Genomic DNA, 14,018 nt, shown 5'->3' with positions numbered 1-14,018 from the left:
ATAACAGACAACGAGTGAATAAATTTTTTCATCAGAGGGAAAGATGACAAGGTTACAAATTGAAAATCTTCAGGTGGCATACGGGGACACATACGTTCTGAATGATCTTAACCTGTCGGTTCATGATGGAGAGATGATTGCTTTACTGGGGCCTTCCGGTTGTGGAAAGACAACATTGTTAAATGCGTTATGTGGCTTTACTCCCGTAACGGGTGGTGAAATATGGCTTGATAAAGCTCCCATAACCTCAGAGCCGGCAGAGAAAAGAAAAATCACCATGGTGTTTCAGAGTTATGCACTTTGGCCTCATATGACGGTTGGCCAGAATATTGGCTTTGGACTAAAGGTGCAGAAGCGGCCGGAAAAAGAAATTTCAGCCCGTATTGATGAGATGTTGGTATTGGTTGGTCTTCAGGGCCGGAAGGAAGATAAAGTGACGGCGTTATCTGGTGGTCAGCGTCAGCGGGTTGCGCTGGCAAGAGCACTGGCTATTCGTCCGGATATTCTTGTTCTGGATGAACCTTTATCCAACCTGGATGCGAAAGTCCGTATGCAGGTACGCCATGAAATTAAGCAGTTGCAGAAGAAACTGGGTTTTACTTCTTTAATTGTGACTCATGATCAGGAAGAAGCGATGGTTATGGCGGACAGGATCGCTGTACTTAATAAGGGAAAAATTGAACAGATAGGAAAACCCGAAGAGATTTATCAAAACCCTAAAACTCCTTTTGTTGCGGATTTTATGGGGGTTGATAACCATTTGTCATGGCCGGTTCCGGAAGGAAACCGTTCATTTTATTTTCGTAGTGAAGAGGCATCGCTGGAACCTTTGGCGAAATACACACCGATTCGTTCCTATTCGGCTCACGGATTAATTTTATCTGGCAAGGTGGCCCAGAGTGTCTTTTTCGGAAGTTATTACCGGCTTCAGATTGATTGTGCTGGTTATTCACTGGCAGTGAATCACTGCGACCCTATTTTAGAAAATACGCCCGTGAGAGTGCATGTACCCCAAAGTGCACTTCACATTTTCGATTTAAATCATAACCCAAGACAAACTTCGTTACAGGCACATTGTTAAGGACATATTATGCATACGAAATCTAAGGTTGTTTGGCTTAGCGCACTAAGTTGTATTTCACTATCAGGGTGGGCAAATGCTGAAACAACATTGAATGTGGCATCCGCCGGAAGTCAGAATATGGTTGATTACGTTAAATCTTATCTGGCACCGAAATTTGAGGCATCTCATCCCGGTGTCAAAATTAACGTTGTCGGCACAGGACCGGGTGATGCCGGTTCTCATAAAATCTATGAAAAGCTGGATGCACAAAAGAGTAGTGGAGCGAAGAACTGGGATATCGATGTTGCTGTTGTTCACCAGAAAATTGGCGGTGATATGGTCAAAGATGGCCTGCTGGAACAGTATCGTTCTGATATTAAAACCGGTGGTATGGTTTCTCGTGATAGTGCCAAAAATGCACTGGGGACGAATGTGGATGGTTATGTGATGCCAATGTTCCACAGTCAGACGGCCATTGCTTATAACAGCGATATGATCGCTCATCCACCGTCTTCTTATGATGAGTTGGTGAAATGGACGAAGAAGCATCCGAAAGCATTTGGCTACAACGGAATCAAGAACGGTATGTCTGGTGTTAGCTTTGTGACCGGATGGATTTATGCTTACGGCACTGATGCAAAGCGTTTGTCCAGCATGCCATATGATAAGAGTGTTGAATCCGGATGGCAGGAGGCGTACGCAAAACTGAAAGCCTTTAATGAGAATGTCACGTTTACACCGGGTAATGCCGGTACGCTTGATATGCTCAACCGCGGTGAAATTTTCATGGGGCCGGTTTGGGTTGATATGTTCTACAGCTGGAAAGCTGACGGGAAGTTACCGCCATCAATGAAATTGGCTTTGATTGCACCGGGGATGCCAGGGCAACCAATGTACTATGTGATACCAGCAAAAGCGAAACACGCCAAGTTGGCTAAAGAATTTATCGCGCTGGCAACCAGTCCGAAAATTCAGGCGGAAGGCATTGTGAAACGATTTAACTGGTATCCCGGCATTGATGCAAAATACGTTAAACCTCAGTTGGATAAAGCAACCTGGAATAAATTGTTCGCGGAAATAACACCGGATGATTTATCGAAATACGGTAAGAATTTTCCTATTGCATCTTATTTCGATGACATTAAAGAAGGGTATGAACGTAATGTAGCTAACTAGCTTGATTTCGTTCCTTTATTTTCTGTCGCCGGAGTCAGAGTCTACCGGCGGCAGAAGCTTATATACTGTCAGGTTTTGAGTTTTTCCATGTACCGTTCTTCTTCATTATTAGTCTGGCTGGTGATACCGGCGGCATCCATTATCGGGATTTTCTTTATTTATCCCTTATGTTTTTCTTTATATTCGGCGTTTGCCTCGTCAACCGGCGGTTTTACTTTTGAGCACATGAGTAAGTCGTTCGGGCTGTATTCCCGCGACATCGGATATACCGTCTTTATTGTCTTTTGCTCGCTGAGCATTCTTGCCATTATTTCGGTTGCGATTGCATCTGTTTTAAGACTATCACCGATTTATTCGCTGGTAAAATGGCTGGGGGTATTGTACCGGATCCCTTTATTTATTCCGCTTATTGTGACGGCTCAGATGATGAGAACGTTTTTAGCCAAAAACGGATTAATGAATAACGCTCTGGTGGCGACAGGAATGCTGACCCCTTTTGATACGGTTTCTTTTTTGGGGGGCAGTGGGATTATTATTACGTTTGTCTGGAAACAACTGGCGTTTTCAACCTTGTTAATTTCCGGTGCGATGGCGGCTTTGGATGATACACAAATACGTGCTGCACAGAACTTAGGGGCTTCCCGGGTTCGTATTCTATTTCAAATTATTCTTCCTCAGATTGCTCCGACACTGGGTGTCACACTCGTGTTATCCGCCGTTACTATGATGTCTGCTTTATCTGTTCCTTTGATGATAGGGACGGGGTCTCCGACGATGATGACGGCAGATATTGCCTTTCGTATTAATTCTTATGGTGATTATCACGTGGCCAATTCATTAGGGATCATCTCGTATCTGATATGTGCGGTTTTTGCCTGGTTCTATCTCCGCCACAGCCTGAAAGAAAAAGGAGCATCGTCGTGAACGGAATCAGTATAAAAGAAAAATATGCGATAAAAATAATACCTAGGATGCCTTCAATCCATCTATCTCGCTGGTTGCACGGTGTTCTTATTCTGCTGTTTGCCCTGATGATTTTCGGTCCCATTTTGAATCTGCTGATCTGGACAGTGGCCGAAGTCTGGTATTTTCCGCATTCGTTGCCCAGTCAGTGGGGACTCAAGTACTGGCATCAGGTTTTCAGTCCATACAGTGATGTGTCCGGTTCGTTGTCAACCAGTGTCTTTATCGCGGTTTCGACGGTGATGGTTTGCCTACTGGTATCGGTTCCGGCGGGATATGCATTATCAAAACGTTCTATGCCTTTGCGCTTTTTATGGATGCTGCTGTTTTTGTTGCCACAGGCTTTTCCTAATTTAACGGTCTATGTGAATATTGCCCGTATTTTCTATGGCTTGGGTTTAAATGGAACATTGTTGGGGGTGGTGCTGGTTCATTCGGTACATGGCTTGATGTTTTCGGTATGGATTTGTGTGGCGGCTTTCTCAAACCTGGATGTATTGCAGGAAAGGGCTGCGAGGAATTTAGGTGCATCCGGAATGTATACGTTCTGGAAAATTACGTTTCCTCAGGCGTTGCCCGGTGTGATTGCCAGTGGCATTTTTGTTTTTCTTGAGTCTTTGGATGAATTTACCGGAACGTTTTTTGTCGGTGCTCCGGATGTACATACCTTGCCATTACTTTTGTATACGGCGAGTATGGAAGGGAATTATCAGATAGCATCAATAACAGCATTAATTCTGCTGATACCTTCTGTCATTTTTATGTTTGTAGTCAGCCGGTTTATGAATGCCAATATGCTGGCGAAAATCGGCAAGTAGAGTCTGCCTCACAGGCAGACTCTGTGCTACGGTTGAAGCCGAAAGAGTTTGTGGGAAGAATACCCTTCACTATACCGGGTCATCCAGCCTTTAAATGCTAATAATTCGTCCTTTTGCTCCGGAGAATCTTGAATACACTCCTGTAAATCGGTGAAGACAAGGTGATAAATATCCAGACAGGAAGGTGTCGTGCTTCTGGCTAAGTATTCAACCTCAAAATTGCTGGCAGTGAGTGTATAAATTACAACGACACATAAGTCAGCAACACATAGGCAGTCGTAAAAATTAGGGTTAGTGATTTGTTTAGTTATTTGAAAGAGCTGGGTTTGCAGAATTTAGCCGACTTTACTGATGCTGATTTCTCGGTATTGTTTATTCGGTCAGAGACTTTAGCTCAGCCTGTTCTTTTTTCATTTCTTTCTCGATTTTCTGAAAGTCTTTGTTCCAGTCAGGCGATTTCTCTTTGTCTGAGGGCTTTCTGATCGTCCCTTTATTTCTTGCCTGTCCGGAACGCTTATTTACCGGATGATGCTGGGCTTGTTTTTTTTCCTTATTCCGGGTTGTCGTTGATGCGTTATCTGCCATTACATTGGCAATTCCAATTCCCCATACTAAAAATAATAAAGCCATTATTGCCGCTGCTGAAATAAGTTTCTGCATTATTACGCTCACATATGAAATCGAAATAGTAAACTTACTACACATAATAAGAACGCTAAGTATGAGCAATGAACAGGGTGTGTCATTTTTCAGTCAATACTTTTGTTATCGAGTCTTATTTTTAAATTGAATTTTTGTTTACTTCTTTGGTCAAATTAATCAATACTCGTCGTCGTAGTTAGGGTAAGACATTATTCTGTAATGAAAATGTCTAATTTGAACACAAAAATATGATTATTCAGGTGGAGAGGATATCCATTTTGCTACTGGCTGATGGATAAGAGGTAAGTATTTTGTTTGATTCGTTTTTTCCAAAACCTAAGTTGTTTTTTTTCAGTTTTGTTTTCTGGTCATTATTGTGTGTTATTAGTTGGTATACCGTTGTTCAGGGGCTGGGGCCAAAGTTGAGTATGGCATCCGTATTCGGTATTGATTATCCAGATTCATTAGCGGCAAATGCGAATCAGTTGGCTAAGATGCATTTTCATGAACTGACAGAGAATGCGACGAACGCATGGCTTTATCAGTATATGGCTGTTTGTTACGCCATTTTTATTGGTGTCTGGATGATATGGGGCGGGCAGAAATGGGCCAAGTGGTCTGTGTCTGGCTCTGCTCTGATTGTCTTTATTACCTGGTTTCAGGTCGAAGTGAGTGTCAGGCTAAACGAGTGGTACGGAGAATTTTATAATCTGATTCAAAAAGCACTTGCCACACCGAATAGCATTACGTTGACGAAATTTTATTCAGAGTTGTCGACGGTGTTAATTATTCTGATGGTAGCTATTATTGTTGCGGTTTGTAATGCCTTTTTCGTCAGCCATTTTGTCTTCCGTTGGCGAACAGCTATGACGGACTACTATACCTCCAAGTGGCAGCATGTCCGTCACATCGAAGGGGCTTCCCAGCGTATTCAGGAAGATACCATGCGTTTTGCCTCTATTATGGAAAGTCTGGGTGTCAGCCTGTTAAATTCCGTTATGACGCTGATAGCATTTTTACCCATTCTCTGGGGGTTGTCCGGTTATGTCAAAGAATTGCCTCTGGTGGGAGAAGTCCCTCAGGCGCTGGTGTTTATTGCTATTTTGTGGTCAATCTTTGGGACATTATTGTTGTCCGTTGCAGGGATAAAACTGCCGGGACTTGAGTTTAAAAATCAGAAGGTTGAAGCGGCTTATCGTAAAGAGCTTGTTTACGGCGAAGACCATGAAGAGCGGGCTCAGCCGGTTACACTGCAGGAGCTGTTTGGGAATGTCCGGCAGAATTATTTCAAGCTTTACTGGCATTATGTGTATTTTAATATTGTTCGGTATGGATACCTGCAGTTTGGGGCGTTTATTCCCATGATTGCTTTAGCGCCTTCCATTGTAGCCGGTGTATTTACTCTCGGTATTATGCAGAGGATATTAAATGCATTCGGTCAGGTTGAGAATTCGTTCCAGTATCTGGTTAACTCCTGGACTACAATCGTTGAACTGTTGTCTATTTATAAACGTTTAAAAGCCTTTGAGCAGGCTGTAGACCTTAAGGCATTGGATCCTATTGAAGTTGAGACGCAGGAAGTGTTAGAAAACAATTAAGTTTCTCTGACTGAACGTTTATGAATGCGCTGCTATTAATGGCAGCGCATATTATTTGTGGAGCGTTATTCTTTTCGTATTGTTGCGCGGTAACCTTTAGTTAGATGACTGAGTCGCCAACAGATTCTATTTCCTGCTCTTCTTCTATCCGGTTAATCAGCAGTGCGATAACACCATCCCCAGTGACATTGCAGGCTGTTCCGAAGCTATCCTGTGCCAGATGAAGAATAATCTGAAGCGCAATCATTTCTTCAGTAAAACCCAGCATAGAACCGAGGAGTCCGACAGAAGCCATGACTGCTCCACCCGGTGCTCCGGGGGCTGCAACCATGGTAACCCCCAACATTGCTAAAAATGGCAAAGCGTGAGTCAGTGAAATAAGATGAAAGTATCCTGTCATTAACATGACGGCGACGGAAACCCCCGCAATACTGATTGCTGAGCCGGACATATGGATATTCGCGCAGAGTGGCACAACAAAATTTGCGACTGACTTGGAAACGCCGTTCATTTTCGTTTGCCGTAAAGTGACCGGGACGGTAGCGGCTGAAGACATAGTACCGACTGCAGTCAGGTACGCCGGTAACATTACTTTTAAAATACCTAACGGAGAACGTTTCAGGATAGCTCCGGTAAGGGAGAATTGAAATAACAGCCATATCCAGTGCATGACAATGATTGCAAGAATTACCAGACTAAATGTTTTTAATGTGGCAAAAATGGTTCCTTTTGCTGTCACATCTGCAAAGACACCCGCGATGTAAAGTGGTAAGGCGGGGATCATTACTTTGTTTAAGAACATTTCAACAACATCCCGACCCTGATCACTGACTATTTTCAGATGTTCGTAGCCTTTATGTGAGATTCCGATACCAAACATAAAAGCAATGGTTAAAGCTGTCATGATGTTCATCATGGGTGGAATTTGCAGATTTATTAATGGGCCTAATACCGTACCGGTTTCTGGTAATTTGCCTGCACCGTGTAAAAGGGGAGGGAAAAGAGTTGATGCAACGGTAAATGCAAAAATACCAGCCAGTAATGTGGATAAATAGGAAAGCCCGACAGTTTTGGACAAGAGTTTTCCTGAGTTTTTTGGAAGTCCGGCTATTCCACTGGTAACATAGAACAATATTAGCAAGGGAATAACAAATTTTATAAGTTGACTAACAAAAGCTTTGATTGTTATTAATATTTGGATTAGAAAGTCAGGCATAAACTGACCAACTATAATTCCGAATATTATTCCGAAAAATAATTTTATAATTAAGTTCATTTTTATAACCTATGTTTTACGTTTGGATAATATGTTTATTTTTATGTTATTATTTTTTATAATTAAACCACATGATAAATGGGTTTATTTCATTTAAGAAATGCTAATTTATACATATGGATTAAAATAAAGCATTATTATCTTTCTTACATTGTGATCTGTATAACTGAAAAAATTATTTCATATATAAATCATGTGGTTGCATTTTTTATCTTTTTTTAACTAAAATAATAGAATTAAAACTAACTTGTGTTATTCTTTGATCCCGGTTTTTGACTTAGTCTTATTAGAATTAATTTGTAAATTGTACTTTTAATAAGCTAATAAATGGATATTAATTGTTAAAATCTTCATGCATGGAGTGCCAATATACTTGATTATCAAAAAGTAATTCGGTTACAAAATGAATAATATCGAAACAAAATGGTTAAAAGATTTTTTAGCGCTCAGTGATGTCCGAAGTTTTTCTCAAGCTGCTGAAATTCGTAATGTCACGCAACCCGCATTTAGCAGACGAATAAAATCACTTGAATCTGAGTTAGGTGTTGAACTGGTTTTCAGAGGGAAAACGCCAATTGAACTGACTGTCGCCGGGCGACAATTTAAATCAACAGCAATTTCAATTCTGGGGCAGCTTGAAGAAGAAGCCAACCGTCTCTCAGGAAGCCTATCTCGTGGATGCCATACCGTCAGGTTGAGTGCCGTTCATTCTATCGCAATTACATTATTACCCAAATTGCATGAGAGTCTTTTTAAACCAAGGCAGAACAGTACCCGTTTAGCTGTCGTTGCAAATGAAGTGAAAGATGGAGTTGATCTTCTCGTGGATGGAAAATGTGATTTTCTGTTTTCATTTTACGAAGATAAATTACAGGTTTCACCCTACCGATCCATTTATTTAGGTAAGAGTTACCTGTACTGTGTTTCCGGAACGGATGGTAAGGGTAATCCACTGTTTAGTTTAGATAACGATGATAACGCTCAAGTTCCCTGTCTTGACTATACTCCGGAAAGTTATATGGGAAGAATTATTCAGAGGAATAATGCCCAGCTGACTCAAAATAGTATTTGTTCCGCTTCCATGACCAACTTTATAAAAGCTCTCGCTTTAAATGGGCAAGGGGTTTGCTGGCTGCCGGATTACTCTATTCGCAAAGAGTTAGAAGAAAAAAAATTGGTGATTCTTACAGAGAGAAAGCCAATCGCTATGGAGTTGTATATTTACCGGTACCACACAAGACTTCATGAAACCTGTGAAACTATTTGGAATGAATTAAAGCAGATATGCCCAATTAAGGACCTTTGTGGAACGTTGTTGGTTGGGTAAGGTTATTTGTGGATACAAAGATTAAAAAGCCTCGTATGAGGCTTTTTAAGTCTGTGTTCTTTTCGTGTATTCGTTTTAATACAAAGAAAAATTCTTTTGAATGACTTTGTAGTTTTTGGTTTCAAGCAAAGACAGCATCAAAAGAATACGTGCTTTCTGAGGGTTTAGTGTACCGGATGCGACAAAGCCGTATTTATCATCATTGACTTCTGCATGCAGTGTCGTTGAACCGCTACCGGTTCTTGAGCTACGTACGACGACAATGCCGTTTTTACTGGCCTTTTCTAATGCGTCAAATACAGTGTGATACATGTTACCGTTTCCGACTCCGGCACTGACAATGCCATCAAATTTCGACTGAGTATATGCCTGAACCGGCAGAGCCGATGCGTTAGCGTAGTTATAGACAATACCAACCTTGGGTAAATGGTTGATTTTGGATACATCAAAAGGGGTTTGAGTGGTGTGTCGGTGACGGGGTGCCCGGTCGTACTGAACATCGCTGTTATGAATATAACCTATAGGGCCGTAGTTGGGTGATTTGAATGTCTGGACTGATGTTGTGTTTGATTTTGTGACATCACGAGCATCAAATACTGCGTCATTCATAGCAACCACGACACCCTGACCATAAGAATCTTTGTCTGTTGCTGTGACAACTGCATTGTAAAGGTTCATTGGACCATCTGCACTTTTGGCGGTAGAAGGGCGCATAGAGCCAACCAATACCACTGGTTTATCGCTTTTTATTGTCAGATCAAGAAAATAGGCAGTTTCTTCCATGGTATCTGTACCATGTGTAATCACAACACCATCAATATCGTCTCTTTTCAGTAAGGCATTAACACGCTTTGCCAGTTTCAACCAAACTTCGTCATTCATGTCCTGAGAACCAATGCTAACCACTTGTTCTCCGGTGATGTTTGCTAACTTTTCGATTTCAGGAACCGCTGCTACCAATTGTTCTACGCCAACTTTACCTGCCGTATAGCTGGAATCTGTCGCACTTTGTCCGGCTCCTGCGATGGTGCCGCCTGTCGCTAAAATGGCAATATTAGGTAGTTCACCGGCTGTAGTAAAACAGCTAAAACAAATTGAACTCAATAAAAGACTCTTGCCCAAAGACGTTTTCAACATAGATTGCATCCTTATAAATATGAAAATGCCAGCGGCAATTCGCTGGCATTTTTCAGGGGTTATTTGTATAAATTTGCTGTATATTTCGGTTGCATAAAGTTTGATGCGGATAAGATCTGGTCAAGCTCCGCTTCGCCCAGAAGCTTCCTTTCCAGAACCACTTCACGGACACTCTTACCGGTTTGAGCGCATATTTTTCCGACGATATCACCTTCGTGGTGACCGATGAACGGATTAAGATAAGTGACAATTCCAATTGAGTTCAGAACGTAGTTTTCACAAATCTCACGGTTAACCGTAATTCCTTTGATACATTTATCTGCCAGAGTCAGGCATGCATTATTTAATAAAGAAATGGATTCAAATATAGCCTGACCAATAACCGGTTCCATTACATTAAGCTGTAACTGTCCTGCTTCAGCGGCGAAAGTCACGGTTGTGTCATTACCAATAACTTTGAAGCATACCTGATTTACGACTTCAGGTATTACTGGGTTTACTTTTGCCGGCATGATTGAGGAACCCGCCTGTAATTCAGGAAGGTTGATTTCATTCAGTCCGGCTCTTGGTCCTGAAGAAAGTAAACGCAGGTCATTACAAACCTTGGATAATTTAACGGCAAGCCGTTTTAGCGCAGCATGAACAGTAACATAGGCACCGCAATCAGAAGTCGCTTCAATTAAGTCTTCAGCCGGTGTACAGTTAAAGCCTGTAAATTCAGCCAGATAATGCACAGCAAGTTCCTGATATCCTTCAATGGCATTCAGGCCAGTGCCGATAGCGGTTGCCCCCAGGTTGACTTCAAGCAGAAGATCAACGGTATTTTTTATATTTTTAAGTTCTTCTTTTAGCAATGTTGAGTAAGCATGAAACTCCTGACCGACAGTCATTGGACAGCATCCTGAAGCTGAGTTCGGCCCATTTTCAGAATGTCTTTGTATCATTGCTTTTTCATCGATTTCGTGTTGAAGATATTCGATGGATTTGATCAGATTCATCACGCTGCTGTAGACCGCAATACGGAAACCGGTAGGGTAAGCACAGTTAGTTGACTGACTTTTGTTCACGTGATCGTTAGGGTTGATGATATGATATTCACCTTTCTTATGCCCTTTCAGTTCAAGTGCAATATTGGCGATAACTTCATTGGCATTCATGTTGACGGAAGTACCTGCGCCGCCCTGATACACATCGGAAATAAAGTCATTGATGCATTTATTTGATACTAATACGGCATCACAGGCTTTTAAAATATAGTTTCCAATTTCTTTTTGAATGGTACCGAGTTCCATATTGGCTTTTGCTGCTGCTTTTTTGTGAAAATAATACCTTTCACTAAATCAGGAACATCTGCGATGGTAGTAGATGAGATATTAAAGTTTTTTGCGTGCCCGCAGACTGTGAATGCCATAGTATGCAGATGCAGGAAACCTGCATTTTCCCTAATAGATCTTCTTCCGTTCTAAATTCTTCTTTGGTCGCTAACATTTTGTTACCTTTTACTGGATTGCTAACATGTGTGAATAACATAATCCTGATTTATTTAATTAGGAAATGCCGAAATATTAGCTCTGATAAATATTCTGCATGAGCTGCAGTTCGTAGCTTAAAAATGTTATTGATACTTTGACTTTCGTCAATTTGGCCTATGCGATATTTTTATTGATGGTAAATATTAGGCATTTCAAATTTTGGGTTTCTATCGGTTATTTTAATAATACTTTGATGAGTTTTTTATATTTTGTGACATTTTTAATTATTAAAATAATAACGATTAAGGAATCTACCCCATGTTATTTGTTCAAGTTTTACTGCTGTTGGGATGTATTATCCTGGCAGCGAAATTAGGCGGTGTCGGTGTTGGATTAGCCGGCGGATTAGGAATGGTTGTGGCCGTTTATATATTGGGATTAGCTCCCGGAAATATCCCTGTTTCTGTTATTTTGATTATTATGTCCGTTTATTAGCACTTTCCGTAATGCAGGAAGCCGGCGGAATGAAATACATGGTTAATGGTGCGGAAAAATTATTAAGAAATAATCCCAGATATATTAACATTATTGCACCTGCAACTACGTTTGTTTTAACTACTTTGGCAGGTACCGGATACACCGCTATGTCTGTTTTAAATGTTATACAACAAGTCGCGAAAGATAATGGTGTAAGGCCAAGTCAGCCACTGAGTTCTTCGGTTGTTGCGTCACAGATTGCGATTACGGCGTCTCCAATTTCCGGTGCAACAGCGGCGATGTATGTTGTCGTGGAAAAAATGGGGGTCAGCTTTGTTGACGCAATGGCTGTGATTTTCCCATCCGCATTATTTGGTTGTATCGTTGCGGCATTTGTTGCCAGCAGACAAGGTTGTGAATTAAAAGACGATCCCATTTATCTTGAACGCGTGAAAAATGGTTTGGTTAATTTAGATGATATTGAAGATACCGATGAACCTATAACACCGGAAGCGAAACGTTCGGTTTTCTTTTCCTTGGGGGCGTTATCTTTATTGTTGCTATGCTGATGTTTAAGTCTGTTATCGGTCATCATTTAGGTTCAAAAGACATTATTATTATTACGATGTTTTTTGTTTCTCTGGTATGGTATGGCTGTATTTTGTAAAGTACCCCTAAACCGGATTAAACAGGCACCAATTTTTCGCGATGGGGCTGAATCAATCCATTGTCATTTTGGGTATGTAGTGTATGGCTGAGTTCAACTATTATCGGGGCCATATCGGTCAGATTAAAGATATTGCGGCAACGGTTTTGCATCATTATCCGTTTCTCTTCTGTCTCTGTGTTTGTTTTTGTACCAGCGCTCTATTGTTCAGTCAGGGAGCGACCAGTGCACTTCTTATCCCTATAGCGGCTTCAATTGGTGTCGATGCCGGAACCATTCTGGCAAGCTTCATTGCGGTCAGTGCCTTGTATATTTACCAATATTATTATCCGACCACCGCATTTGCTATCGCAAACGGATGATACCGGTTCGTTTTTGAGCCGGAAATGGAATGGGTCTTTTCATTTGAATCATCCTTTCTTCCTGCCCGGAATTTCCGGCATTATTGCTGCGGTTCCGTTCGGATTTTTACTTGCTACCGTTTTTGTTCACTAAAATGTGTTAGCTGTCTTATTCAGGTTAGTCTTGACAAAATTGCGCACCGCAACTAAATTTGGTTGCGGTGCGCAATTTTATGTAAGGATTATGCCAAATGAAGGATTCATTATTACGTCAGTATTCCCGTCAGATGGTTCGCCTGCTCGGAATGCTGGATAAACAGTGCGGAATGCTCCACGTTACTCCCGTTCAGGCTCATGCTTTGGGAGAAATTCGTTTACAGCCTATGTCTGTCAACCAGCTATCTGAGCAGTTGGTTGTGGATAAATAATCTAACGCCACCGGACGGTGTCCGTCTTGAGAAGGCAGGGTTAGTGTCTGTTCAGCCAGACCCGCGTGATAAAAGACGCCAGGTTGCCGACATTACTGCTGAGGGATGCGCTGTGCTTGAACAGTTAGACCGGCAGCAATCTGATTTTTTTTCCCGGGTGATAGGGCAGTTTAAGTGAATCCGGAGCAGCAGCAGGTAAAGCTGGGAATGGAAAACTACCTCAAAGGTCTGGTGAAGCATTCCAGTCAGAAAATTATATTATCGCCCGGTGACAACCGGGCGATAACGCAGATATTGCTTCTGTTATACGCAAGGTATCGGCTGAATATGGATTAACGCCGGACAAAGGTTATGGCGTATCTGATCCGACGTTGGTGTGATATGTACAAGTTTACATAAAACCGGATCAGGTATTGGGTGATTGAACAGGAAGTGAAGAGTGATTGGTGGCGGTGGATATGCACCTTTGAAAGGAAATGAAGCGTATTGTGAGTTGCAGAAATGTATTTTTTACCGGGAGCACGGGACACGGATTAGCAAAGCGTATCGTCGGTATGATGGAACCTACAGGCAAAGGCATTGGGATATTCTCGTTATCTTGAAAGTACAGAAAGCCTTAAAGAAGCTATAACA

General features: G+C 41.6%; 17 protein-coding genes. 13 read left to right on the top strand and 4 right to left on the bottom strand.

The features are described from left to right. Positions 1 to 43: 43 nt before the first annotated feature. From LRQ06_RS13505 to LRQ06_RS20935, 4 genes are all read left to right on the top strand, one after another. Positions 44 to 1,081, top strand: coding sequence for an ABC transporter ATP-binding protein (locus LRQ06_RS13505; RefSeq protein WP_232767225.1), 1,038 nt, complete (start codon positions 44 to 46; stop codon positions 1,079 to 1,081). A gap of 9 nt (positions 1,082 to 1,090) precedes the next feature. Next, complete coding sequence (locus LRQ06_RS13500; protein ID WP_232767223.1) at positions 1,091 to 2,239, top strand: ABC transporter substrate-binding protein; 1,149 nt, start codon at positions 1,091 to 1,093, stop codon at positions 2,237 to 2,239. Positions 2,240 to 2,326: 87 nt separating this feature from the next. After that, positions 2,327 to 3,163, top strand: a complete 837-nt coding sequence (locus tag LRQ06_RS13495; protein WP_232767222.1) for an ABC transporter permease — start codon at positions 2,327 to 2,329, stop codon at positions 3,161 to 3,163. Next, a complete protein-coding gene (locus LRQ06_RS20935) occupies positions 3,160 to 4,020 on the top strand; it encodes an ABC transporter permease (protein WP_232767220.1) in 861 nt (286 codons plus the stop codon). Before LRQ06_RS13495 ends, LRQ06_RS20935 begins: the two co-directional genes overlap by 4 nt. A 372-nt stretch (positions 4,021 to 4,392) precedes the next feature. On the opposite strand, the gene LRQ06_RS13485 is transcribed toward LRQ06_RS20935, so the two are convergent. After that, positions 4,393 to 4,680, bottom strand: coding sequence for a hypothetical protein (locus LRQ06_RS13485; RefSeq protein ID WP_232767218.1), 288 nt, complete (start codon positions 4,678 to 4,680; stop codon positions 4,393 to 4,395). A 293-nt stretch (positions 4,681 to 4,973) separates the two neighbouring features. Here LRQ06_RS13485 and sbmA point away from each other — a divergent pair, with 293 nt between their 5' ends. After that, entirely contained in the window at positions 4,974 to 6,260 is a 1,287-nt protein-coding gene (gene sbmA / locus LRQ06_RS13480) for a peptide antibiotic transporter SbmA (protein WP_232767216.1), read from the top strand. Between the two features lie 100 nt (positions 6,261 to 6,360). Here the strand turns inward: sbmA and LRQ06_RS13475 are convergent, their stop codons facing one another. Next, positions 6,361 to 7,536, bottom strand: a complete 1,176-nt coding sequence (locus tag LRQ06_RS13475; RefSeq protein WP_232767215.1) for a dicarboxylate/amino acid:cation symporter — start codon at positions 7,534 to 7,536, stop codon at positions 6,361 to 6,363. Positions 7,537 to 7,939: 403 nt separating this feature from the next. On the opposite strand from LRQ06_RS13475, the gene LRQ06_RS13470 reads away from it, so the two are divergent. Then, on the top strand, positions 7,940 to 8,863 hold the full coding sequence (locus LRQ06_RS13470) for a LysR substrate-binding domain-containing protein (protein ID WP_232767213.1): 924 nt from the start codon (positions 7,940 to 7,942) through the stop codon (positions 8,861 to 8,863). Between the two features lie 75 nt (positions 8,864 to 8,938). Here the strand turns inward: LRQ06_RS13470 and ansB are convergent, their stop codons facing one another. Together ansB and LRQ06_RS13460 are read right to left on the bottom strand one after the other, a co-directional pair. Beyond that, positions 8,939 to 10,000, bottom strand: a complete 1,062-nt coding sequence (gene ansB, locus LRQ06_RS13465; protein ID WP_232767211.1) for an L-asparaginase 2 — start codon at positions 9,998 to 10,000, stop codon at positions 8,939 to 8,941. A gap of 59 nt (positions 10,001 to 10,059) precedes the next feature. Further along, a complete protein-coding gene (locus tag LRQ06_RS13460) occupies positions 10,060 to 11,292 on the bottom strand; it encodes an aspartate ammonia-lyase (RefSeq protein WP_232767210.1) in 1,233 nt (410 codons plus the stop codon). 498 nt (positions 11,293 to 11,790) lie between these two features. On the opposite strand from LRQ06_RS13460, the gene LRQ06_RS21050 reads away from it, so the two are divergent. The 7 genes from LRQ06_RS21050 (at position 11,791) to LRQ06_RS13435 (ending at position 13,721) form a co-directional block, all read left to right on the top strand. Then, the gene (locus LRQ06_RS21050) at positions 11,791 to 11,967 is read left to right on the top strand and encodes an anaerobic C4-dicarboxylate transporter family protein (protein ID WP_257794110.1); all 177 of its coding nucleotides are present in this window, start codon (positions 11,791 to 11,793) and stop codon (positions 11,965 to 11,967) included. Between the two features lie 29 nt (positions 11,968 to 11,996). Then, positions 11,997 to 12,518 (top strand): anaerobic C4-dicarboxylate transporter family protein, encoded by a 522-nt coding sequence (locus tag LRQ06_RS13455; protein ID WP_257794109.1) that lies wholly within the window; start codon positions 11,997 to 11,999, stop codon positions 12,516 to 12,518. Between the two features lie 181 nt (positions 12,519 to 12,699). After that, the gene (locus LRQ06_RS13450) at positions 12,700 to 12,978 is read left to right on the top strand and encodes an anaerobic C4-dicarboxylate transporter family protein (RefSeq protein ID WP_232767209.1); all 279 of its coding nucleotides are present in this window, start codon (positions 12,700 to 12,702) and stop codon (positions 12,976 to 12,978) included. Beyond that, positions 12,881 to 13,111: an anaerobic C4-dicarboxylate transporter family protein gene (locus LRQ06_RS21315; RefSeq protein ID WP_505513519.1), complete on the top strand. Its 231-nt coding sequence runs from the start codon at positions 12,881 to 12,883 to the stop codon at positions 13,109 to 13,111. Before LRQ06_RS13450 ends, LRQ06_RS21315 begins: the two co-directional genes overlap by 98 nt. Before the next feature lie 97 nt (positions 13,112 to 13,208). Then, positions 13,209 to 13,385 (top strand): hypothetical protein, encoded by a 177-nt coding sequence (locus tag LRQ06_RS13445; protein WP_232767208.1) that lies wholly within the window; start codon positions 13,209 to 13,211, stop codon positions 13,383 to 13,385. Continuing rightward, positions 13,372 to 13,563, top strand: a complete 192-nt coding sequence (locus tag LRQ06_RS13440; protein ID WP_232767207.1) for a MarR family winged helix-turn-helix transcriptional regulator — start codon at positions 13,372 to 13,374, stop codon at positions 13,561 to 13,563. The genes LRQ06_RS13445 and LRQ06_RS13440 overlap by 14 nt, the downstream gene beginning before the upstream one ends. Next, positions 13,560 to 13,721 (top strand): hypothetical protein, encoded by a 162-nt coding sequence (locus tag LRQ06_RS13435; protein ID WP_232767206.1) that lies wholly within the window; start codon positions 13,560 to 13,562, stop codon positions 13,719 to 13,721. Before LRQ06_RS13440 ends, LRQ06_RS13435 begins: the two co-directional genes overlap by 4 nt. Positions 13,722 to 14,018: the final 297 nt, after the last annotated feature.

The sequence above is a fragment of the Vibrio salinus genome (assembly GCF_021272385.1).
GTDB lineage: Bacteria > Pseudomonadota > Gammaproteobacteria > Enterobacterales > Vibrionaceae > Vibrio > Vibrio salinus.
Note: the sequence above shows the minus strand (reverse complement) of the source record. Positions and strands in the feature narration are given on the sequence as shown.